The sequence below is a fragment of the Streptomyces sp. NPDC051913 genome, from assembly GCF_044593635.1.
Lineage (GTDB): Bacteria > Actinomycetota > Actinomycetes > Streptomycetales > Streptomycetaceae > Streptomyces.
Window position 1 is genome coordinate 1 of the sequence record NZ_JBIUCI010000024.1, and the last position, 20662, is coordinate 20662.

Annotated in this window: 24 protein-coding genes; 22 read left to right on the top strand and 2 right to left on the bottom strand. The window is 69.8% G+C overall.

Annotation, left to right across the window (positions count from 1 at the left end; translation table 11 throughout):
- The first annotated feature begins 306 nt into the window (after window positions 1-306).
- The 16 genes from rpsP to ACIHIX_RS42555 all read left to right on the top strand — a co-directional run bounded on the left by rpsP (window position 307) and on the right by ACIHIX_RS42555 (window position 12478).
- Window positions 307-726 (top strand): 30S ribosomal protein S16, encoded by a 420-nt coding sequence (rpsP, locus tag ACIHIX_RS42480; RefSeq protein ID WP_399965939.1) that lies wholly within the window; start codon window positions 307-309, stop codon window positions 724-726.
- Between the two features lie 2 nt (window positions 727-728).
- Window positions 729-968 (top strand): RNA-binding protein, encoded by a 240-nt coding sequence (locus tag ACIHIX_RS42485; protein WP_003973401.1) that lies wholly within the window; start codon window positions 729-731, stop codon window positions 966-968.
- A 104-nt stretch (window positions 969-1072) separates the two neighbouring features.
- Window positions 1073-1618: a ribosome maturation factor RimM gene (rimM, locus tag ACIHIX_RS42490; RefSeq protein WP_399965940.1), complete on the top strand. Its 546-nt coding sequence runs from the start codon at window positions 1073-1075 to the stop codon at window positions 1616-1618.
- Window positions 1615-2448, top strand: coding sequence for a tRNA (guanosine(37)-N1)-methyltransferase TrmD (trmD, locus tag ACIHIX_RS42495; RefSeq protein WP_399965941.1), 834 nt, complete (start codon window positions 1615-1617; stop codon window positions 2446-2448). The genes rimM and trmD overlap by 4 nt, the downstream gene beginning before the upstream one ends.
- 133 nt (window positions 2449-2581) lie before the next feature.
- On the top strand, window positions 2582-2932 hold the full coding sequence (gene rplS / locus ACIHIX_RS42500) for a 50S ribosomal protein L19 (RefSeq protein ID WP_059198033.1): 351 nt from the start codon (window positions 2582-2584) through the stop codon (window positions 2930-2932).
- A gap of 45 nt (window positions 2933-2977) precedes the next feature.
- Window positions 2978-3694, top strand: coding sequence for a signal peptidase I (lepB, locus tag ACIHIX_RS42505; RefSeq protein ID WP_399965942.1), 717 nt, complete (start codon window positions 2978-2980; stop codon window positions 3692-3694).
- Window positions 3687-4757 carry a signal peptidase I gene (lepB, locus tag ACIHIX_RS42510; RefSeq protein ID WP_399965944.1) on the top strand — a complete coding sequence of 357 codons (1071 nt, stop codon included), beginning with the start codon at window positions 3687-3689 and terminating at the stop codon, window positions 4755-4757. Before lepB (ACIHIX_RS42505) ends, lepB (ACIHIX_RS42510) begins: the two co-directional genes overlap by 8 nt.
- Entirely contained in the window at window positions 4669-5631 is a 963-nt protein-coding gene (lepB, locus tag ACIHIX_RS42515; RefSeq protein ID WP_399965945.1) for a signal peptidase I, read from the top strand. Before lepB (ACIHIX_RS42510) ends, lepB (ACIHIX_RS42515) begins: the two co-directional genes overlap by 89 nt.
- Window positions 5632-5734: 103 nt before the next feature.
- Window positions 5735-6517: a signal peptidase I gene (gene lepB / locus ACIHIX_RS42520; RefSeq protein WP_399965946.1), complete on the top strand. Its 783-nt coding sequence runs from the start codon at window positions 5735-5737 to the stop codon at window positions 6515-6517.
- The gene (locus ACIHIX_RS42525) at window positions 6507-7022 is read left to right on the top strand and encodes an NUDIX hydrolase (RefSeq protein ID WP_399965947.1); all 516 of its coding nucleotides are present in this window, start codon (window positions 6507-6509) and stop codon (window positions 7020-7022) included. The genes lepB (ACIHIX_RS42520) and ACIHIX_RS42525 overlap by 11 nt, the downstream gene beginning before the upstream one ends.
- Before the next feature lie 56 nt (window positions 7023-7078).
- Complete coding sequence (locus ACIHIX_RS42530; RefSeq protein ID WP_003965949.1) at window positions 7079-7387, top strand: DUF2469 domain-containing protein; 309 nt, start codon at window positions 7079-7081, stop codon at window positions 7385-7387.
- 118 nt (window positions 7388-7505) lie between these two features.
- Window positions 7506-7877 carry a YraN family protein gene (locus tag ACIHIX_RS42535; RefSeq protein ID WP_399965948.1) on the top strand — a complete coding sequence of 124 codons (372 nt, stop codon included), beginning with the start codon at window positions 7506-7508 and terminating at the stop codon, window positions 7875-7877.
- A gap of 1 nt (window position 7878) precedes the next feature.
- Entirely contained in the window at window positions 7879-9504 is a 1626-nt protein-coding gene (locus tag ACIHIX_RS42540) for a YifB family Mg chelatase-like AAA ATPase (protein WP_399965949.1), read from the top strand.
- A complete protein-coding gene (gene dprA / locus ACIHIX_RS42545) occupies window positions 9501-10661 on the top strand; it encodes a DNA-processing protein DprA (protein ID WP_399965950.1) in 1161 nt (386 codons plus the stop codon). The genes ACIHIX_RS42540 and dprA overlap by 4 nt, the downstream gene beginning before the upstream one ends.
- Before the next feature lie 322 nt (window positions 10662-10983).
- Window positions 10984-11826, top strand: coding sequence for an RNA polymerase sigma factor WhiG (gene whiG / locus ACIHIX_RS42550; RefSeq protein WP_399965951.1), 843 nt, complete (start codon window positions 10984-10986; stop codon window positions 11824-11826).
- Between the two features lie 94 nt (window positions 11827-11920).
- Window positions 11921-12478: a TetR/AcrR family transcriptional regulator gene (locus tag ACIHIX_RS42555; RefSeq protein ID WP_399966044.1), complete on the top strand. Its 558-nt coding sequence runs from the start codon at window positions 11921-11923 to the stop codon at window positions 12476-12478.
- Between the two features lie 113 nt (window positions 12479-12591).
- Here ACIHIX_RS42555 and ACIHIX_RS42560 read toward each other — a convergent pair whose 3' ends face one another.
- On the bottom strand, window positions 12592-13140 hold the full coding sequence (locus ACIHIX_RS42560) for a murein hydrolase activator EnvC family protein (protein ID WP_399965952.1): 549 nt from the start codon (window positions 13138-13140) through the stop codon (window positions 12592-12594).
- A 263-nt stretch (window positions 13141-13403) separates the two neighbouring features.
- Between ACIHIX_RS42560 and rpsB the strand changes: the two genes are divergently transcribed.
- From rpsB to ACIHIX_RS42585, 5 genes are all read left to right on the top strand, one after another.
- The gene (gene rpsB / locus ACIHIX_RS42565; protein WP_194084358.1) at window positions 13404-14300 is read left to right on the top strand and encodes a 30S ribosomal protein S2; all 897 of its coding nucleotides are present in this window, start codon (window positions 13404-13406) and stop codon (window positions 14298-14300) included.
- A 96-nt stretch (window positions 14301-14396) separates the two neighbouring features.
- Window positions 14397-15233 (top strand): translation elongation factor Ts, encoded by an 837-nt coding sequence (gene tsf / locus ACIHIX_RS42570; RefSeq protein ID WP_399965953.1) that lies wholly within the window; start codon window positions 14397-14399, stop codon window positions 15231-15233.
- Between the two features lie 180 nt (window positions 15234-15413).
- Window positions 15414-16172 (top strand): UMP kinase, encoded by a 759-nt coding sequence (gene pyrH, locus ACIHIX_RS42575; RefSeq protein ID WP_399965954.1) that lies wholly within the window; start codon window positions 15414-15416, stop codon window positions 16170-16172.
- Window positions 16173-16319: 147 nt separating this feature from the next.
- The gene (gene frr, locus ACIHIX_RS42580) at window positions 16320-16877 is read left to right on the top strand and encodes a ribosome recycling factor (protein WP_399965955.1); all 558 of its coding nucleotides are present in this window, start codon (window positions 16320-16322) and stop codon (window positions 16875-16877) included.
- Window positions 16877-18049, top strand: a complete 1173-nt coding sequence (locus tag ACIHIX_RS42585; RefSeq protein WP_399965956.1) for a phosphatidate cytidylyltransferase — start codon at window positions 16877-16879, stop codon at window positions 18047-18049. Before frr ends, ACIHIX_RS42585 begins: the two co-directional genes overlap by 1 nt.
- Before the next feature lie 565 nt (window positions 18050-18614).
- Here the strand turns inward: ACIHIX_RS42585 and ACIHIX_RS42590 are convergent.
- A complete protein-coding gene (locus tag ACIHIX_RS42590; RefSeq protein ID WP_399965957.1) occupies window positions 18615-19388 on the bottom strand; it encodes an alpha/beta fold hydrolase in 774 nt (257 codons plus the stop codon).
- A gap of 127 nt (window positions 19389-19515) precedes the next feature.
- On the opposite strand from ACIHIX_RS42590, the gene rlmN reads away from it, so the two are divergent.
- Window positions 19516-20622, top strand: coding sequence for a 23S rRNA (adenine(2503)-C(2))-methyltransferase RlmN (gene rlmN / locus ACIHIX_RS42595; RefSeq protein ID WP_399965959.1), 1107 nt, complete (start codon window positions 19516-19518; stop codon window positions 20620-20622).
- Window positions 20623-20662: the final 40 nt, after the last annotated feature.

A 20662-nucleotide genomic window follows, 5' to 3' on the forward strand; every position in this document is an offset into this window, starting at 1 on the left:
CGGCGCCGCTGGTGGGGGGGGGCCCCCCAAGGGCCGTGCGGCACCCCGGCGGGCCCCGGCCCCCCCGACCGGGGGGGGGGCCCCCCGGGCGGCCCCGGGGGGGGGGGGGCCCCCCCCCCCCCCCCCCCACGACAGCCTCGGTCCGAGGTGACCCGCGGGGTGTGGCACAATGGCTAGCTGTACTCGACAGTCGCACAGGACCCCTCTCTCCTCCGGCTGACGCGTCCATCGGGCACTCGGGTACCGCAACCCCACGCGGCTCTCTCGCCGTGCCCAACCACGTCAAAAACAGGAGAGTCCACTCCCGTGGCAGTCAAGATCAAGCTGAAGCGTCTGGGCAAGATCCGTTCGCCTCACTACCGCATCGTCGTCGCCGACTCCCGCACCCGCCGTGACGGCCGTGCGATCGAGGAGATCGGCCTGTACCACCCGGTGCAGAACCCGTCGCGCATCGAGGTCGACGCCGACCGCGTCGCCTACTGGCTGGGTGTCGGCGCGCAGCCGACCGAGCCCGTGCTCGCCATTCTGAAGAAGACCGGCGACTGGCAGAAGTTCAAGGGCGAGCCCGCCCCGGCTCCGCTGCTCGTGGCCGCTCCCAAGGCCGCGCGCCCGTCGTTCGAGGCCCTTGGCGGCGACGACGAGGGCAAGGGTGAGGCCATCACCCAGAAGAAGAAGGCTGAGAAGAAGGACGAGGCTGCCGCCGAGTCCGAGTCGACCGAGGCCTGAGCATGCTCGAGGAGGCTCTCGAGCACCTCGTGAAGGGCATCGTCGACAACCCTGACGATGTGCAGGTCGCGTCCCGCAACCTGCGCCGCGGGCGCGTGCTCGAGGTCCGGGTCCACCCCGACGACCTCGGCAAGGTGATCGGTCGCAACGGCCGCACCGCACGCGCACTGCGCACCGTCGTGGGCGCCATCGGCGGTCGCGGTGTCCGCGTCGACCTCGTCGACGTGGACCACGTCCGCTGACGCCAATCGCAGCACCGGCTCGGGCCGGGGAGGGCCTTAGGGCCGTCCCCGGCCCGTAGTCGTATGGCCGTAGGGCCAGTCGTATGACAGGAGATCTTCGAAAAGTGCAGCTCGTAGTCGCTCGCATCGGCCGCGCCCATGGCATCAAGGGCGAGGTCACCGTCGAGGTCCGCACCGACGAGCCGGAGCTCAGGCTCGGGCCCGGTGCCGTACTGCTCACGGACCCCGCCGCCATCGGCCCCCTCACCATCGAGACCGGCCGGGTCCACAGCGGCCGTCTCCTCCTGCGCTTCGAGGGCGTGAAGGACCGCACCGGCGCCGAGGCCCTCCGCAACACCCTCCTGATCGCCGAGATCGACCCGCAGGAGCTGCCGGAGGAGGAGGACGAGTACTACGACCACCAGCTGATGGACCTGGACGTGGTCACCAAGGACGGTGTGGAGGTCGGCCGGATCACCGAGATCTCGCACCTGCCCTCCCAGGACCTCTTCATCGTCGAGCGGCCCGACGGCAGCGAGGTGATGATCCCGTTCGTCGAGTCGATCGTCACCGAGATCGACCTGGAGGAGCAGCGGGCGATCATCGATCCGCCGCCCGGGCTGATCGACGACCAGGCCGAGATCGCGTCCTCGAAGGAAGACGGCGCATGAGGCTGGACGTCGTCACGATCTTCCCCGAGTACCTCGAACCCCTGAACGTCTCCCTCGTCGGCAAGGCACGCGCGCGTGGGCAGCTCAACGTCCAGGTGCACGACCTGCGCGAGTGGACCCACGACCGCCACAACACCGTTGACGACACCCCGTACGGCGGTGGCCCCGGCATGGTCATGAAGACCGAGCCGTGGGGGGACGCGCTGGACACGATCCTGGCCGACGGTTACGAGACCGGCTCCCACGCGCCCGCTCTCATCGTCCCGACGCCCAGCGGACGCCCCTTCACCCAGGAACTCGCCGTCGAGCTCTCCGAGCGGCCCTGGCTGGTCTTCACGCCCGCCCGCTACGAGGGCATCGACCGTCGGGTCATCGACGAGTACGCGACCCGGATGCCGGTCTACGAGGTCTCCATCGGCGACTACGTGCTCGCCGGCGGCGAGGCGGCCGTCCTGGTCGTCACCGAGGCCGTGGCACGGCTGCTGCCCGGCGTGCTCGGCAACGCCGAGTCGCACCGGGACGACTCCTTCGCGCCCGGCGCCATGGCGAACCTCCTCGAAGGCCCCGTCTACACCAAGCCGCCCGCCTGGCGCGGCCGGGAGATCCCGGAGACGCTGCTCAGCGGCCACCACGGCAGGATCGCCCGCTGGCGGCGCGACGAGGCCCTCAGGCGCACCACCGCCCACCGGCCCGACCTCATCGAGCGCTGCGAGCCCAAGGCCTTCGACAAGAAGGACCGCGAGATGCTCTCGATCCTGGGCTGGGCGCCCGACCCGGCGGGGGAGCCGTACGGCCGATTTTGGCGTCGGGTCGACGGCGTGGAACAATAGGTCGCTGTTGTGCGTCGTCCGGCGTGCGCCCCTGCCACAGGGGGACACGACGCCCGCCCCGACACGGACAGCTCCTCATGAAACACCTATCTCCCGCTTATGACCTGTGGCATGGGCGAAGAAAGCAGACGAAATGTCTCACCTGCTCGACTCCGTCGACAGCGCGTCGCTGCGCAGCGACATCCCGGCCTTCCGCCCGGGTGACACCGTCAACGTCCACGTCCGCGTCATCGAGGGCAACCGCTCCCGTGTGCAGCAGTTCAAGGGCGTAGTCATCCGTCGCCAGGGCGCCGGTGTCCGCGAGACCTTCACGGTCCGCAAGGTCTCCTTCTCCGTCGGCGTCGAGCGCACCTTCCCGGTGCACACCCCGATCGTCGAGAAGATCGAGCTCGTCACCCGCGGTGACGTGCGTCGCGCCAAGCTGTACTACCTGCGCGAGCTGCGCGGTAAGGCCGCGAAGATCAAGGAGAAGCGCGACAGCTGAGCTCGCGCGGGTGTTCTTATCGGGGCCGGATAACATCTGGCTCCGATGGACACCGAAGCACAGCAGACGGAGCGCGACCGCTCCTCCCGCCCTTCCGACTCCGAGGAGACCTCGGACACAGAGGGTCAGGAGGGGCGGTCGCGTTTCGCGTTGGTGGCGCGGATCACCGAGTGGCTACCCGGTGGGCGGATCACTCTGAGCGTGCTGTTCTGCCTGCTGTTTTTGCTGCTTCTCAACGCTTTCGTGGCTCAACCCTTCCAGATTCCCAGCGGATCCATGGAAAACGGATTGAGGATCGGGGACCGCGTTCTCGTAAACAAGTTGGCGTACCGTTTCGGTGCCGAGCCGCGGCGCGGGGATGTGGTCGTGTTCGACGGATCCGGGTATTTCGGGGACGCGGACTACATCAAGCGCGTTGTGGGGGTGGGGGGAGACCACGTGGTCTGCTGCGACAAGAAGGGGAGGATCGAGGTGAACGGCCGGTCGGTCGACGAGTCGACGTTCCTGTACCCCGGTGACAGCCCTTCGGCGGTTCCCTTCGACGTCGTCGTGCCCGACGGCACTCTCTTCGTCCTCGGTGACCACCGCAGCCACTCCAGCGACTCCCGCGACCACCTGGGTTCGCCCGGCGGCGGCATGATCCCGGTCGGCGAGGTGATCGGCCGCGCCGACTGGATCGTATGGCCGACCGCCCACTGGACTCGGCTGCGGCGTTCCGACGCCTACGCGCGTGTGCCCGCGGAGGACGGTGCGCATGGGTAACCGCGGCAAACCGCGCGGGGTGTCCGGCGACGCCGCCGACAACCTTCTGCCCACCGGCGTCCGGCGCGCCGCCAGCCCCGCCGGCGGACGCTCGCGCGCCGAGCGCCGCAAGCTCCAGCGCAAGGTCAAGCGGCGCCGCAGGCGCTCCGCCGTCAAGGAGATACCGCTTCTCGTCGGTGTCGCCGTGCTCATAGCCCTGGTGCTGAAGACCTTCCTCGTGCAGGCCTTCGTGATCCCGTCCGGCTCCATGGAGCAGACGATCCAGATCGGCGACCGCGTCCTGGTCGACAAGTTCACCCCGTGGTTCGGCTCCAAGCCGCAGCGCGGGGACGTCGTCGTCTTCAAGGACCCGGGTGGCTGGCTCAAGGACGAGCAGACGACGACGAAGAAGGAGGACCCCGTCGTCGTCAAGCAGATCAAGGAAGGGCTCACCTTCATCGGTCTGCTGCCGTCCGACAACGAGAAGGACCTCATCAAGCGCGTCGTCGGCGTGGGCGGCGACCGCGTCAAGTGCTGCGACACACAAGGGCGGGTGACCGTCAACGGCGTGCCGCTGACCGAGGGCGACTACCTCTATCCCGGCAACGCTCCCTCCTCGCAGGAGTTCGACATCACCGTCCCCCAGGGGCGGTTGTGGGTGATGGGCGACCACCGGGCCAACTCCGCGGACTCGCGTGTGCATCAGGACACCGACTACGGCGGTACCGTCTCCGAGGACTCGGTGGTGGGACGCGCGATGGTCATCGCCTGGCCCCTGGGCCACTGGAACACCTTGAAGGAGCCGAAAACCTACGCTTCCGTGACCGACTCGGCGACCGGGTCGACCGCTGCTCCCCCGCTGTCGCATAGGGTTGCCTCCGACGATCCGAATGGACCTGTCCAACTCCCGACCCCTGCGGAACTCCCGCTCGTTATGGGAGTGGTGGGCCTGCGCCGTGCATGGGGCAGGCGGCGGCACAGAGTAAGGAGTTGGCGTGGGGGATGTGGCGGTTGGCGCACGGTCCGGACACGACGGCGAGGAGCACCGCGGACGCCCCGTGGACGCGGCCGACCCGGCCGTTGACAGCGTCGTGACCTCGAGCGACGGCTCCGGCGGAGAGGGGGACGGCACCCGAACCGACCAGGGTCAGGACGAGTCCAAGCCCGCGCCGAAGAAGCAGCGTTCCTTCTGGAAGGAGCTGCCCATCCTGATCGGTATCGCGCTCGTCCTGGCGCTGCTGATCAAGACCTTCCTGGTGCAGGCGTTCTCGATCCCGTCCGACTCGATGCAGAACACCCTCCAGCAGGGTGACCGGGTCCTCGTCGACAAGCTGACGCCCTGGTTCGGCTCCGAGCCCGAGCGCGGCGAGGTCGTCGTCTTCCACGACCCCGACAACTGGCTGGCGGGCGAGCCGACGACCGACCCCAACGCCATCCAGACGTTCCTCAGTTGGATCGGCCTGATGCCGTCCGCCGAGGAGAAGGACCTCATCAAGCGTGTCATCGGCGTCGGCGGCGACACCGTGTCCTGCAAGGGCACCGGCCCGCTGAAGGTCAACGGCAAGGCGCTGAACGAGGCGGACTACGTCTACGCGGGCAACACCCCGTGCAGCCAGGACGACCAGGGCGGCCAGTTCACCGTGAAGGTCCCCAAGGGCTACATCTGGGTCATGGGCGACCACCGCCAGAACTCGCGCGACTCCCGTTACAACCAGACCGACAAGCACCACGGCATGGTCCCGGTGGACGACGTCGTCGGGCGCGCCGTCGTGAAGGCCTGGCCGATCAACCGCTGGGGCACCCTGCCGGTCCCCGACACCTTCGACCAGGACGGCCTGAACACCCAGTCCTCGGCGTCCACCGCACTGACCGTGGCCCCGCAGGGGCTGGCGCTCGCGGGGGCGGTGCCGGTGGTGCTGTGGCGGCGGCGGAAGACCGCCCCGGTGGAGACCCGCTGACCACCCCCTGCGGTTGACCTTGTGAAACCTTTACGGAGGCCGTGACCTCGGTCTCCGAAAGGGGGCTGACCGCTTCCGGTACCGCCGGGTAGGGTGCGGACCCATGGGTGGCGAGAGCACGACACGTACGGCCCCGCGCAGCGGTGGCACCAACCCGGGCCCGGTGGGCAGCCGGACCGGACAGCGACTGTCCGGGCTGGCCGTCGCGCTGGGCCTGGTGCTGTTCCTGGGCGGGTTCGCCTGGGGAGCGGTGGTCTACCGGCCGTACACCGTGCCCACCAGCTCGATGGCGCCCACCATCGACGCCGGTGACCGGGTGCTCGCGCAGCGCATCGACGCCGGCGACATCCGCCGGGGCGACGTCGTCGTCTTCACCGACAAGAGCTGGGTGACCAACGCTCCGGTGGTCAAGCGCGTGGTCGCGGTCGGCGGGGACACCGTCTCCTGCTGCACCAAGGGCAAGCTGACCGTCAACGGCAAGCAGATCGAGGAACCGTATCTGCCCAAGGACAGCCTGGCCGAGTGGAAGAACATCCCCGAGGTGACCGTTCCCGAGGGTCGGCTGTTCCTACTCGGTGACGAGCGGCAGGGCTCCCTCGACTCCTCCGCGCACCTCACGGACGCGGCCAGCGGCACGGTCGCGGTCAGTGCCGTGACCGCCCGCGTCGACGCGGTGGTCTGGCCCATGAACGGCATGCTGAAGGAGCCGAGCGGCTTCAAGGAACTCGGGGCGCTGTCCTCGCCGGGTCCGCTGCGGACGATCACCGCCCTGATCATCGGCGGCGCGGTGCTCGTGCTCGGCGGTGGGGCCTACGGTCCGATCGCCAAGCGGCTCGGCAAGCGGCGCGGCACTCCTGCCCGGACGGAGCCCGTGGGTGCGCGCTGAGGCCGCGGCGGACACCTATGAGGGCGGACTGCGCAAGGTCGCCAGGGTGGTGCTGCTCGACCCCGAAGACCGCATCCTGCTCCTGCACGGCCATGAGCCGGACGATCCGAGCGACGACTGGTGGTTCACGCCCGGAGGCGGAGTCGAGGGCGACGAGACTCGTGAAGAGGCCGCTCTGCGGGAACTCGTCGAGGAGACCGGGATCACCGAGGTCGAGCTCGGTCCGGTGCTGTGGCGGCGGATGTGCTCCTTCCCCTTCGCGGGGCGCCGCTGGGACCAGGACGAGTGGTACTTCCTGGCCCGGACGACCCAGACCGTGACGGCGGCGACGGCGCTCACCGATCTGGAACGGCGCAGCGTCGCCGGAGCGCGTTGGTGGACCTGTCAGGAACTGACCCGAGCACATGAGACGGTGTATCCGACCAGACTCGCCGAGCTGCTCCGCAGGCTGCTCGACGAAGGTCCCCCGGCCGGGCCCGTGACCCTCGACACCGAAATCGTCTAGGGGCTGACGGGACTGGCGCACAATGGGGGGATCGCACGGCTGAAGGGGAACATGCCATGAGCGCCGAGGACCTCGAGAAGTACGAGACCGAGATGGAGCTGAAGCTCTATCGGGAGTACCGCGATGTCGTCGGTCTGTTCAAGTACGTGATCGAGACCGAGCGGCGTTTCTATCTCACCAATGACTACGAGATGCAGGTGCACTCGGTCCAGGGTGAGGTGTTCTTCGAGGTTTCGATGGCCGACGCGTGGGTCTGGGACATGTACCGGCCGGCCCGGTTCGTGAAGCAGGTCCGGGTGCTCACGTTCAAGGACGTGAACATCGAGGAGCTCAACAAGAGCGACCTGGAGCTGCCGGGCGGGTGAGGGCGGTAGCGGGGCCGCTCGTGTGGGTGGCTGGGTTTTCCACAGTCGCCGAGTAGTCCACCAAGATCAACAAGGGTGGCTGTGCTGCGTGACTGTTGGCGCCGGAGGTGGTGCCGACATGAACGCACGCAGTGCACTCGGCAAGTACGGCGAGACGCTGGCCGCGAGGCGGCTGGCGGAGGCCGGGATGACCGTCCTGGAGCGCAACTGGCGCTGTGGCAGGACCGGTGAGATCGACATCGTGGCGCGGGACGGAGAGGTCCTGGTCGTCTGCGAGGTCAAGACACGGCGGACGAGTGCGGCGGGTGCTTTCGAGCACCCCATGGCCGCGGTGACCCCCGAGAAGGCGGAGCGGCTGCGCGGCCTCGCCGAATGCTGGATCCACGCCCATGGAGGGGCGCCGCCGGGCGGCGTCCGCATCGACCTGGTCGGCGTCCTCCTGCCGGAGCGTGGCGCACCCGTCGTCGAGCATGCGCGGGGGGTGGCCTGAGATGGGGTTCGCGCGTACGTGCTCGGTGGCGCTGGTGGGCGTCGAGGGCGTGGTGGTGGAGGTCCAGGCCGACCTGGAGCCCGGGGTCGCGGCGTTCACGCTGGTGGGGCTGCCGGACAAGAGCCTGACCGAGAGCAAGGACCGGGTGCGGGCCGCGGTGGTCAACTCGGGCGCCGCGTGGCCGGCGAAGAAGCTGACGGTGGGACTGAGCCCGGCGTCGGTGCCGAAGAGCGGCAGCGGATTCGATCTCGCGGTCGCGGCGGCGGTACTGGGCGCGGCCGAGCGGATCGATCCGCGGGTGCTGGCGGACATCGTGATGATCGGGGAGCTGGGGCTGGACGGGCGGGTGCGGCCGGTACGGGGCATCCTGCCGGCGGTGATCGCGGCCGCGGACGCGGGGTACGAGCAGGTGGTGGTGCCGGAATGCGCCGCCGCCGAGGCCTCGCTGGTGCCCGGCGTCTCGGTCCTGGGCATCCGCAGTCTGCGCCAACTGATCGCCGTGCTGGCGGACGAACCCGTCCCGGACGAGGAGCCGGAGGAGGAGGGCCGCCCCGACCCCCTGCTCGCCGGGCTGCGGATGCCGGGCACGGGCGCGGCCACCGGTATGCACAGCCTGGGCGCCGCGCAGCAGGACCAAGGCCATGACCTGGCCGACGTCGTGGGCCAGCTCTCGGCACGCACGGCGGTGGAGGTCGCCGCCGCCGGCGGTCATCACCTCTTCCTGGAGGGGCCGCCGGGCGCCGGCAAGACGATGCTGGCGGAACGACTGCCCGCGGTGCTGCCGCGGCTGACCCGGCAGGAGTCGCTCGAGGTCACGGCGGTGCACTCGGTGGCCGGGCTCCTGCCTGCGGGCAAGCCCCTGATCGACGTCGCTCCTTACTGCGCTCCGCACCATTCGGCCACCATGCAGGCGCTCGTGGGCGGCGGTCCCGGCATCGCCCGGCCCGGGGCGGTGTCGCTCTCTCATCGAGGGGTGCTCTTTCTGGACGAGAGCCCCGAGTTCAGCAGTCAGGCGCTGGACGCGCTGCGCCAGCCCCTGGAGGCGGGGCACGTGGTGATCGCCCGCAGCGCGGGTGTGGTGCGGTTCCCGGCGAAGTTCCTGATGGTGCTCGCGGCCAACCCGTGCCCCTGTGGGCGCTTCTCCCAGACCGACGACTTCTGCGAATGCCCGCCCTCGGCGATCCGCCGGTACCAGGCCCGGCTCTCCGGCCCGCTCCTCGACCGGGTCGACCTGCGGGTGGAGGTGGACCGCGTCACGCGGGCGCAGCTGGCCCGGCCTGACGCCCGGGGCGAGTCGACGGCCGTGGTCGCCGATCGGGTGCGGGCCGCCAGGGAACGCGCGGCGGCACGCCTGGTCGGTACTCCATGGGGGACCAACAGCGAAGTGCCGGGCCGTGAGCTGCGCAGTCGCTGGCACGCGCTTCCGGGGGCGATGGACGAGGCCGAGCGCAGCCTTGAACGGGGTGTGCTGACGGCCCGAGGGCTCGACCGTGTCCTGCGGGTCGCCTGGACGGTCGCCGACCTCGTGGGGCACGACCGGCCCGACGCGGTCGACGTCGCCCTGGCGCTGCAACTGCGCACCGGGGTCCCCAGGGGCGTGCCCATGGCCATCGGGGCGTTGACGTGAACGGAGGCGACGATCCGGGCCGTGAACTGCTCGCCCGGGTCTTCCTCAGCCGTGTCATCGAACCCGGGGACGAGGTTGCCGGGCGCTGGGTGCGGGAGTTCGGGGTGGGGGAGGTGGCCCGGCGGTTGCGGGGCGGGCGGGAGGTGTTGCCCGGGGTGAGCGGGAAGCGGTGGGCCGGGCTGGTCGCGCGGGCGGCCCGGGCCGAGCCCCAGGGGGATCTCGCGGTCGCGGCTGAGGCCGGCATGCGGTTCGTGTGTCCGGGCGACGGTGAGTGGCCCGGGCAGCTGGACGACCTGGGGGACACGAGGCCGCTCGGGCTGTGGGTCCGGGGGCGGCCCAGTCTGCGGATGTGGGCGTTGCGGTCGGTCGCCGTGGTCGGCGCTCGGGCGTGCACCGAGTACGGCGCCCATATGGCGGCCGACCTCGCCGCGGGGCTCGCCGAGCGCGGATGGGTCGTCGTGTCCGGCGGCGCCTACGGCGTCGACGGGGCCGCGCATCGCGGAGCGCTCGGCGCCGGGGGCGCCACGGTCGCCGTGCTGGCCTGCGGGGTCGATCGGCCCTATCCGCGCGGACACACCGAGTTGATCACCAGGATCGCCGAACAGGGTCTGGTGGTGGGGGAGTTGCCGCCGGGGGATCATCCGACACCGAGCAGGTTCGTGCTGCGCAACCGCGTCATCGCCGCCCTGACCAGAGGGACCGTGGTCGTCGAGGCGGCGTACCGGAGCGGCTCGCTGGTCACCGCGCGTGCGGCGCAACGGCTCGGGCGGCACACGATGGGCGTGCCCGGCCCGGCGACCAGCGCCCTCTCCGCCGGCGTCCACGAACTGCTGCGCGGCGACGCCGAACTCGTCACCGACGCCGAGGAAGTCGTCGAGGTGGTCGGTGAGATGGGGGAGCTCGCGCCGGAGCGGAGAGGGCCGGTGGTCCCCCGCGACCTGCTCGAACCCGGCGCCCGAAGAGTCCTCGACGCGCTGCCGTCACGTCGTTCGGCGACCGCGGCCGAGGTCGGGCGGGGAGCGCAGACGACACAGGACGAGGCGGTCGCGAGACTGTACGAGCTCCGATCACTTGGTTACGTCGAACGACACGGCGACGGCTGGAAGTTGACACGCCAGGCCGTGATCTCCGTCCGTGGTGGTCGGAGTCCGAGTTGACCGAGCGTGTTCGGCCGTCCGGGGGAACCCCTACAGCCTTGGGAATTCCCGCAGTTGAGGGTGGAGCGCGGTCACGCTGAGTTGTCGGCGTGACCCTGCGGGACGGCGAGAGGAACGTATCTGCGCACGGCCGACGGCTCGTCCTTCGCACACCGCGACACTCCAGTCACGCTACGCTCACGGGGATTCCGGCACGGAACGGCGACTCGACCACAGATCCACCTCAGAGACTCCAGAACGGCATCAGAGCTTTCAGATCAGCATCAGACCGACAGCTCACCCAGCCATCCCCACTTCACGGCAGAACGGCACAAGGCGACGAATGCCCCAGCACACCTCCGGGTCCGACCGGGCGGCGGTCCCCCCAGCCGCCCGCGACGGTGGCAGCGTGCGGCCGCCCGCTCCCTCGACGCTCGACGAGCTGTGGCGGTCGTACAAGGCGACGGCGGACGAGCGTCTGCGGGAGCAGCTGATCCTGCACTACTCACCGCTGGTGAAGTACGTGGCGGGACGGGTGAGCGTCGGTCTGCCACCCAATGTCGAGCAGGCCGACTTCGTGTCCTCGGGTGTCTTCGGGCTCATCGACGCGATCGAGAAGTTCGACATCGACCGGGAGATCAAGTTCGAGACGTACGCGATCACCCGGATCCGGGGCGCGATGATCGACGAACTGCGGGCGCTGGACTGGATCCCGCGGTCGGTGCGGCAGAAGGCGCGCAACGTCGAGCGGGCGTACGCGACGCTGGAGGCGCGGCTGCGGCGGACGCCGAGCGAGGGTGAGGTGGCGACCGAGATGGGGATCGCCGTCGACGAACTCCACGCGGTTTTCAGCCAGTTGTCGCTGGCGAACGTGGTGGCTCTGGAGGAGCTGCTGCATGTTGGGGGCGAGGGCGGGGACCGGCTGAGTCTGATGGACACGCTGGAGGACACCGCCGCCGACAATCCGGTGGAGGTGGCCGAGGACCGGGAGCTGCGGAGGTTCCTGGCGCGGGCGATCAACACGCTGCCCGAGCGGGAGAAGACCGTGGTCACGCTCTACTACTACGAGGGGCTGACCCTCGCGGAGATCGGGAACGTGCTGGGTGTGACCGAGAGCCGGGTCAGCCAGATCCATACCAAGTCGGTGCTGCAATTGCGGGCGAAACTGGCCGGCTTCGGTCGGTGACCTGGCTGGATGGACCGAGCTGGGGTCGAGTGACTCCCGTCCGGGGCGGCGCGTCCGTAAAGTGGTGGACGTGCCAAGGATTCGAGCGGCCTCCGTGGCCGAGCACCGGTCGATGCAGCGAGCCGCCCTGCTGGACGCGGCTCGTTCGTTGCTGTCCGAGGGCGGGACGGAGGCGCTGACGTTTCCGGCTCTCGCCGAGCGGACGGGGTTGGCGCGGTCGTCGGTCTACGAGTACTTCCGGTCGCGGGCCGCGGTCGTCGAGGAGCTGTGCGAGGTCGACTTCCCGGTCTGGGCCGCGGAGGTCGCCGCGGCGATGGGCTCGGCGCAAGGGGCCGAGGCCAAGGTCGAGGCGTATGTGCGGTCGCAGTTGGCGCTGGTCGGGGACCGGCGGCATCGGGCTGTCGTCGCCATTTCCGCGAGTGAGCTCGATGCGGGGGCCCGGGAGAAGATCCGGGCCGCGCACGGGGGGCTGGTCGCGATGATCGGCGAGGCGCTGGGGGAGATGGGGCATGCGGAGCCCCGGCTGGCGGCGATGTTGCTGCAGGGGGTCGTGGACGCGGCTGTGCGGCGGATCGAGCTGGGGGCGGCGGAGGATCCCGCGGCGATCACCGAGGCCGCGGTGACGATGGCTCTGCGGGGTGTGCGGGGCTGAGATTCGTGGGGTCGCGGTGGGAGCGTTTCGCTCGCCCGCGCTTGCAGGGTGCCTCCCCCCGGAGGGGCCCCCAGCGCCCACCCGTGCCGCCCCAGCGGCACGACTGCCCGCGGCTATGTGGGGAGCGGTACATCCAGAACCGGTAGCAGCCTGGACGGGCCCCCGCGTAGGAGCCACGGTGGTAGCAGGGAGAGCGGGTCCAGATAGGTGTCCCCCCTGCGCAGGCCCCAGTGGACGCATGGCGTCGTGCAGTGGGAGCCTGTCGGCTCCACCGTCCCCACCGTCTCTCCCGGCGTCACCTCCTCGCCCTTCTTCACCGTCGCCCGTACCGGTTCATACGTCGTGCGCAGGTCCGTGCCCGTGAGGGCGATCGAGAGCACGCCTTTTCCGGCCACCCGACCCGCGAAGGCGACGCGGCCGGCCGCGACCGCTCGTACCGGCGTGCCCGGGGGTGCTGCCAGGTCGACGCCCCGGTGGCCCCGGGCGTAGGGCGTGGGTGGAGGTTCCCAGGTGCGTAGGACAGGTGGACGTACGCCCACCGGCCAGGCACGGGCGATGGGCGGGGCCGAAGGGGCGGCAGGCGGGGGCGGGACGGTCGGGGCCGGGGGCGTCAGGAGCGGGATCAGGAGTGCGGGCAGCAGTGCGCTGTGCAGGCGTCGCATGCCTCAAACCGTGCCTGAGCAGCACTGATCATGGCCGGGACCTGTGGACCGTGCCCCGGTTGTGGACAGCGGCGTCACCCGGTGCCCCGCGGGTCCCGTACACTTCTTCTGGCGATCCGGGTCACCGGGTCGACTTCGCACGCCCCGACATCGGGCTCTCGTGGCCATCGATGTCAGCGCCTTTCGGTCCCGTACGCACATGTGTACGTGGCACGGCGCGTGCCGGGCGTCAGGACATAACCGAGAAACCAAGGAGAACGGCCATGGCCGTCGTCACGATGCGGGAGCTGCTGGAAAGCGGCGTCCACTTCGGTCACCAGACCCGTCGCTGGAACCCGAAGATGAAGCGCTTCATCTTCACCGAGCGCAACGGCATCTACATCATCGACCTGCTCCAGTCGCTGTCGTACATCGACCGCGCCTACGAGTTCGTCAAGGAGACCGTCGCCCACGGCGGCACGGTCATGTTCGTCGGCACGAAGAAGCAGGCGCAGGAGGCGATCGCCGAGCAGGCGACCCGCGTCGGCATGCCCTTCGTGAACCAGCGCTGGCTGGGCGGCATGCTCACCAACTTCTCCACCGTCTACAAGCGTCTGCAGCGCCTCAAGGAGCTCGAGCAGATCGACTTCGAGGACGTCGCCGCGTCCGGTCTCACCAAGAAGGAGCTTCTCGTGCTCTCGCGCGAGAAGGCCAAGCTGGAGAAGACCCTCGGTGGTATCCGCGAGATGTCCAAGGTGCCCAGCGCCGTCTGGATCGTGGACACCAAGAAGGAGCACATCGCGGTCGGTGAGGCCCGGAAGCTCAACATCCCGGTCGTCGCCATCCTCGACACCAACTGCGACCCCGACGAGGTCGACTACAAGATCCCGGGCAACGACGACGCGATCCGCTCCGTCACCCTGCTCACCCGCGTGATCGCCGACGCCGTCGCCGAGGGCCTCATCGCCCGCTCCGGCGTCGCCACCGGCGACAAGGGTGACAAGGGCGCGGGCGAGCCGCTCGCCGCGTGGGAGCGCGACCTGCTCGAGGGCGAGAAGAAGGCCGAGGAGGCCCCGGCCGCCGAGGCTGAGGCTCCCGCCGCCGCTGAGGCCGAGGCGCCCGCCGCTGAGGCCCCCGCCGCCGAGGCCGAGGCTCCGGCCGCCGAGGCCGAGCAGGCCTGACCCCTCACCCCTTCGGGTCCTTCTGACGGCGGGGGCCCACCAGCCCCCGCCGTTCGGCCCGTAGATCTTCAGACTTCGAGAGAGATTCCAGGAATCATGGCGAACTACACCGCCGCCGACGTCAAGAAGCTCCGTGAGCTCACCGGCGCCGGCATGATGGACTGCAAGAAGGCGCTGGACGAGGCCGAGGGCAACGTCGACAAGGCCGTCGAGGCGCTCCGCATCAAGGGCCAGAAGGGCGTCGCCAAGCGCGAGGGCCGCTCCGCCGAGAACGGCGCCGTGGTCTCCCTCATCGCCGACGACAACACCTCCGGTGTCCTGGTCGAGCTGAAGTGCGAGACGGACTTCGTCGCCAAGGGTGACAAGTTCCAGGCTGTCGCCCAGCAGATCGCCGAGCACGTCGCCGCGACCTCCCCGGCCGACCTCGAGGCCCTGCTCGCCTCCGAGATCGAGGCCGGCAAGACCGTCCAGGCGTTCGTGGACGAGGCCAACGCCAACCTCGGTGAGAAGATCGTCCTGGACCGCTTCGCGCAGTTCGCCGACGGCTTCGTCTTCTCCTACATGCACCGCACCATGCCCGACCTGCCCCCGCAGATCGGTGTCCTGGTCGAGCTGGACAAGGCCGACGCCGACCTGGCGAAGGGCATCGCCCAGCACATCGCCGCCTTCGCGCCGAAGTGGCTCTCCAAGGAGGACGTGCCGGCCGACGTCGTCGAGTCCGAGCGTCGCGTCGCCGAGGAGACCACCCGCGCCGAGGGCAAGCCCGAGGCCGCCCTGCCGAAGATCGTCGAGGGTCGCGTCAACGGCTTCTTCAAGGACGCCACCCTGCTCGGCCAGCCCTACGCGCTGGACAACAAGAAGTCGGTCCAGAAGGTTCTGGACGAGGCCGGTGTCACCCTGAAGCGCTTCACGCGTATCAAGGTCGGCATCTGAGTCCGTACCGCGCACGACGCCGGACCCCGATAGGGTCGTAGGCAGTCGTCCGGTACGCCGCCACGCACGCGCGTGGCGGACGACAGCAGATCTGACGAGGAGGCCATTGCCGCGCATGGGATGCGAACCAGTTCCCATCGGCAATGGCCTTCTTCGTATGTGCACCATGAGGAGAATCCGATGACCACCAAGGCCCAGAAGAGCGACGACGGCAAAGTGAGCGGCCGGTTTCTGCTGAAGCTGTCCGGAGAAGCCTTCTCCGGCGGTGGGGGCCTGGGCGTGGACCCGGACGTGGTGCACAAGATCGCCCGCGAGATCGCGGCCGTCGTGCGCGACGGAGCGGAGATCGCGGTCGTCATCGGCGGCGGCAACTTCTTCCGTGGCGCCGAACTCCAGCAGCGCGGCATGGACCGCGCCCGCTCCGACTACATGGGCATGCTCGGCACCGTGATGAACTGCCTCGCCCTCCAGGACTTCCTGGAGAAGGAGGGCATCGACTCCCGCGTGCAGACCGCCATCACGATGGGCCAGGTCGCCGAGCCGTACATCCCGCTGCGCGCCGTGCGCCACCTGGAGAAGGGCCGCGTGGTCATCTTCGGCGCCGGTATGGGCATGCCGTACTTCTCCACCGACACCACCGCCGCCCAGCGCGCCCTGGAGATCGACGCCGAGGCGCTCCTCATGGGCAAGAACGGCGTGGACGGGGTCTACGACTCCGACCCGAAGAAAAACCCCGACGCGGTCAAGTTCGACTCCCTCGGCTACGGCGAGGTCATCACCCGCGACCTCAAGGTCGCCGACGCCACCGCCATCACGCTGTGCCGCGACAACAAGCTCCCGATCCTCGTCTTCGAGCTGCTGACGGAGGGCAATATCGCGCGCGCCGTCAAGGGTGAGAAGATCGGCTCGCTTGTCGGTGACCAGGACAGCCGGGACTGACCCCAGTTGGACCCGGTCCCTGACCGGGGGATGGACAATGTCCTGCCGGTCGGGAACCGTGCAGGAAGAAGACGCGACGCAGCCGGCCGCCGCCCCACGCACATGGAACCGCAGCCGGGCCTACTTCAAGACACGCAGGAGCAAGTGGTGATCGAAGAGACCCTCCTCGAGGCCGAGGAGAAGATGGAGAAGGCCGTCGTGGTCGCCAAGGAGGACTTCGCCGCGATCCGCACCGGCCGTGCGCACCCGGCGATGTTCAACAAGATCGTGGCCGACTACTACGGCGCGCCGACGCCGATCAACCAGCTGGCTTCGTTCTCCGTGCCGGAGCCGCGGATGGCGGTCGTGACCCCGTTCGACAAGAGCGCGCTGCGCAACATCGAGCAGGCGATCCGCGACTCCGACCTGGGCGTCAACCCGAGCAACGACGGCAGCATCATCCGAGTGGTGTTCCCCGAGCTCACCGAGGAGCGCCGCCGCGACTACATCAAGGTCGCCAAGGGCAAGGCGGAGGACTCCCGCGTGTCCATCCGCTCGGTCCGCCGCAAGGCCAAGGACGCGATCGACAAGCTCGTCAAGGACGGCGAGGTCGGCGAGGACGAGGGCCGCCGTGCGGAGAAGGAGCTCGACGACGCGACGCACAAGTACGTCGCCCAGGTGGACGAGCTCCTCAAGCACAAGGAAGCGGAGCTTCTCGAAGTCTGATGAACGACTCTTCCTGGGGCTCTCCGCCGGGGGCCGCGCCGCACGCCGGGTACTGGGGGCCCACCGACCAGGGGCCTGTCCAGGGGGCTGCCCCGGCGGGTCCCGCGTACGATGCGCCTGAGGCGCAGCACACTCGCCCCATGCCCATCGTGCCCGACGTACCCGCGTATGGCGGAGACCAGGATGACGACCCGGGAGCCGCTCGGCTGAGTGGCCCCCTGTTCCGGGACGAGACGTTCCGGGACGACACGTTCCGCGACGAGACCACGTCGGCGCAGCCCCGAGCGGCGGCGCCGCAGACGCAGAATCCGGAGCCCATGCCCGACGCCCCGCAGCCGGCTTCCGCGCCGCAGAAGAAGAGCGCGGGGCGTGACCTGGGCGCGGCCATAGGCGTCGGGGTCGGGCTCGGTGCGGTGATCGTCGCCTCGCTCTTCGTCGTCAAGGCCGTCTTCATCGGCGTGATAGCGGTCGCCGTGGTCGTCGGCCTGTGGGAACTGACGTCGCGGCTGGAGGAGCGCAAGGGCATCAAGGCGCCCCTCGTGCCGCTGGCGGTCGGCGGTGCGGCCATGGTCGTCGCCGGGTACGTCCGGGAGGCCGAGGGCGCATGGGTGGCGATGGCGCTCACCGCGCTCGCGGTGCTGGTCTGGCGGATGACGGAACCGCCGGAGGGCTACCTCAAGGACGTCACCGCGGGCGTCTTCGCGGCCTTCTACGTCCCGTTCCTGGCCACGTTCGTGGCGATGATGCTCACCGCCGACGACGGCGCGCAGCGGGTGCTGACGTTCCTGCTCCTCACCGTCGTCAGCGACACCGGGGCGTACGCCGTCGGCTGGCGCTTCGGCAAGCACAAGCTCGCGCCGCGCATCAGCCCCGGCAAGACCCGTGAGGGCCTGCTCGGAGCGGTGTCGTTCGCGATGGTGGCGGGCGCGCTGTGCATGCACTTCCTGATCGACGACGGCACCTGGTGGCAGGGTCTGCTGCTGGGTCTCGCGGTGGCGGCGAGCGCGACGCTCGGTGACCTCGGCGAGTCGATGATCAAGCGCGACCTGGGCATCAAGGACATGGGCACGCTGCTGCCGGGGCATGGCGGCATCATGGACCGGCTGGACTCGCTGCTGCCGACCGCGCCGGTGGTGTGGCTGCTGCTGGTGCTGTTCGTCGGCTCCGGCTGAGCGACGTACGTACGGACATACATGAGGAGCCCCCGCTTCGGCGGGGGCTCCTCATGTTCCGGCGCCTGTTTCCGATCTAGGGAGTGCAGACGTCCCTCAGCTCCTTCGCAGCGGCGTCGATCCGGCTGCTGTCCGGATCGGTGTCGCCGTTCAGGACGGCCTCGTTGTAGTCCTCCAGCGCCCTTCTTCAGGTCCTTGACGGCCGTGTCGACCTTGCCGTCGTCCGTCGCGTCGTCGAGGGTGGCGAGGTTCTTCTCGACGGTGTCGATGGAGTCGCCGTCGTGGATCGCCTTGAGGCTGTCGGAGATCGTGTCGGCGTTGCCGAGACAGTCCAGCGCGTCGTCGCCGCCCTCGCACCCCGTCACCAGCCCGGCGGTCAGGGCGACGGCGGCCGCGGTGGTGGCGATGACGGTGATACGGCGGCGGCGGTTGGCTGCCCGGTTGGCTGTTGCCATGGAAACGGTCCCCTCCTGGAAGGCACGTGCGCTGGATCGGTGCCGACCACGATTCCGTCGCACGGGCGTCGTCACGAGGGAGCGGTCACCCGTACCGCGGGTGGAGCGGGCTACACCGTCGCCTGGTGGCCGAGGAACTCCGTCAGCAGCGGCAGCACCACGGACGTCCGCCGCAGGACCGTCATGTGTGTGGTGCCGGGCAGGACGGCCAGCCGGGCGTCGGGGATCAGCGACTGCATCTCCGCCGCGTGTTCGACGCGTACGAAGTCGGAGTCGCCGATGAGCACAAGCACCGGTGAGGTCAGGCCGCGCAGGTCGTCCGCGGTCCAGGGCAGCGGGGCGTGGGCCGCCGCCGAGACCTTGCCGAGGAAGGCCTCGAAGTGCTCGGGGTGCGGGGCGACGGCGGCGTACCCGGCGGCCATGTCCTCGAAGTCGGCCCGCGTGGGCAGCAGCGGCGAGGTGTAGTCGGGGGTGCGGATCTCGTCCCGCATGCCGTCCTGGGTGTACGGGGCGGAGACCGGCACCAGACGGCCGACCCGGTCCGGATGCCGTACCGCGATCTCCAGCGCGGTCAGCCCGCCGAGGCTGTAGCCGAGGAAGTCGGCCTGGGGGACGCCGAGCTCGTCCAACAGGGCGACGACGTCGGAGGCGAGGTGCGGGACGGTGAGGTCGCGATCCGTGTCGGCGGTGTGGCCGTGCCCCTGGAACTCGGGGGCGATGACCTGACGGTCGGCGGCCAGTGCGGGCAGCACGGCGTCGAAGGACAGCCCGATGGTGGTGGCACCGCCGTGCAGCAGCACCAGCGGGCGGTCGTCGCCGTGGGCCGCGCCACGGATCTCGTAGTACATCTCCAGGCCGTTGACCTTGGCGTAGGGCATCGTCATCACTTCCGGAATCCGGGACGCGGGCGTATGGCAGGAAGACCCTTCCCGCGCCGTGAAGTCATCGGTCACCCTCGGTGACGGGCGGGGGCCCGGGTCACTCCCGTCGATCTGCGACACTGGTACAGCCATGCCTAAGCCCGGAGAACTTACTTTCGTCGCCCCCCGCGGAGCCAAGAAGCCGCCGCGGCACCTTGCCGATCTCACGCCCGCCGAGCGCAAGGACGTCGTGGCCGAGATCGGTGAGAAGCCGTTTCGTGCCAAGCAGCTCTCGCAGCACTACTTCGCGCGGTACGCACACGATCCGGAGCAGTGGACGGATATTCCGGCCGGTGCTCGCGGCAAGTTGCAGGAGGCGTTGCTTCCTGAGCTGATGACCGTCGTACGGCATCTGTCGACCGACCAGGGGACCACGCGCAAGACGCTGTGGCGGCTGTTCGACGGGACGCTCGTCGAGTCGGTGCTGATGCGGTACCCGGACCGGGTGACCATGTGCATCAGCTCGCAGGCCGGATGCGGGATGAACTGTCCCTTCTGCGCCACCGGACAGGCGGGGCTGGACCGGAATCTGTCCACCGCCGAGATCGTCCATCAGATCGTCGACGGGATGCGGGCGCTCAGGGACGGGGAGGTGCCGGGCGGGCCCGCGCGGCTCTCGAACATCGTCTTCATGGGCATGGGCGAGCCGCTCGCCAACTACAAGCGGGTCGTGCAGTCGATCCGCGCGCTCACCGACCCCGCCCCGGACGGGCTCGGGCTGTCACAGCGAGGCATCACCGTCTCGACGGTCGGGCTGGTGCCCGCCATCCACCGGTTCGCCGACGAAGGCTTCAAGTGCCGGCTCGCCATCTCGCTGCACGCGCCCGACGACGAGCTGCGCGACACCCTCGTCCCCGTGAACACGCGGTGGAAGGTGCGCGAGGTCCTCGACGCCGGGTTCGAGTACGTCGAGAAGAGCGGGCGGCGGCTCTCGATCGAGTACGCGCTCATCCGTGACATCAACGACCAGGCCTGGCGTGGGGACCGGCTCGGGCGGCTGCTGCGCGGCAAGCCCGTGCATGTGAACCTGATTCCGCTGAACCCGACCCCGGGCTCCAAGTGGACCGCCTCGCGGCCCGAGGACGAGAAGGCCTTCGTGGAGGCCATCGCCGCGCACGGTGTGGCGGTGACCGTCCGGGACACCCGGGGGCAGGAGATCGACGGGGCCTGCGGTCAGCTGGCGGCAGGCGAACGGTAGTCTGACCGTCGCAAGAACAGCTTCACAGCTGTCAGAACAT

Coding starts and splice junctions, on each gene's coding strand:
- pyrH (WP_399965954.1), top strand. CDS start 15,414: ATGACCACCAAGGCCCAGAAGAGCGACGACGGCAAAGTGAGCGGCCGG.
- lepB (WP_399965942.1), top strand. CDS start 2,978: ATGGACACCGAAGCACAGCAGACGGAGCGCGACCGCTCCTCCCGCCCT.
- rplS (WP_059198033.1), top strand. CDS start 2,582: ATGTCTCACCTGCTCGACTCCGTCGACAGCGCGTCGCTGCGCAGCGAC.
- lepB (WP_399965946.1), top strand. CDS start 5,735: ATGGGTGGCGAGAGCACGACACGTACGGCCCCGCGCAGCGGTGGCACC.
- ACIHIX_RS42485 (WP_003973401.1), top strand. CDS start 729: ATGCTCGAGGAGGCTCTCGAGCACCTCGTGAAGGGCATCGTCGACAAC.
- ACIHIX_RS42560 (WP_399965952.1), bottom strand. CDS start 13,140: ATGCGACGCCTGCACAGCGCACTGCTGCCCGCACTCCTGATCCCGCTC.
- ACIHIX_RS42540 (WP_399965949.1), top strand. CDS start 7,879: ATGGGGTTCGCGCGTACGTGCTCGGTGGCGCTGGTGGGCGTCGAGGGC.
- trmD (WP_399965941.1), top strand. CDS start 1,615: ATGAGGCTGGACGTCGTCACGATCTTCCCCGAGTACCTCGAACCCCTG.
- whiG (WP_399965951.1), top strand. CDS start 10,984: ATGCCCCAGCACACCTCCGGGTCCGACCGGGCGGCGGTCCCCCCAGCC.
- ACIHIX_RS42535 (WP_399965948.1), top strand. CDS start 7,506: ATGAACGCACGCAGTGCACTCGGCAAGTACGGCGAGACGCTGGCCGCG.
- rpsB (WP_194084358.1), top strand. CDS start 13,404: ATGGCCGTCGTCACGATGCGGGAGCTGCTGGAAAGCGGCGTCCACTTC.
- ACIHIX_RS42530 (WP_003965949.1), top strand. CDS start 7,079: ATGAGCGCCGAGGACCTCGAGAAGTACGAGACCGAGATGGAGCTGAAG.
- tsf (WP_399965953.1), top strand. CDS start 14,397: ATGGCGAACTACACCGCCGCCGACGTCAAGAAGCTCCGTGAGCTCACC.
- rlmN (WP_399965959.1), top strand. CDS start 19,516: ATGCCTAAGCCCGGAGAACTTACTTTCGTCGCCCCCCGCGGAGCCAAG.
- ACIHIX_RS42585 (WP_399965956.1), top strand. CDS start 16,877: ATGAACGACTCTTCCTGGGGCTCTCCGCCGGGGGCCGCGCCGCACGCC.
- lepB (WP_399965944.1), top strand. CDS start 3,687: ATGGGTAACCGCGGCAAACCGCGCGGGGTGTCCGGCGACGCCGCCGAC.
- ACIHIX_RS42590 (WP_399965957.1), bottom strand. CDS start 19,388: ATGACGATGCCCTACGCCAAGGTCAACGGCCTGGAGATGTACTACGAG.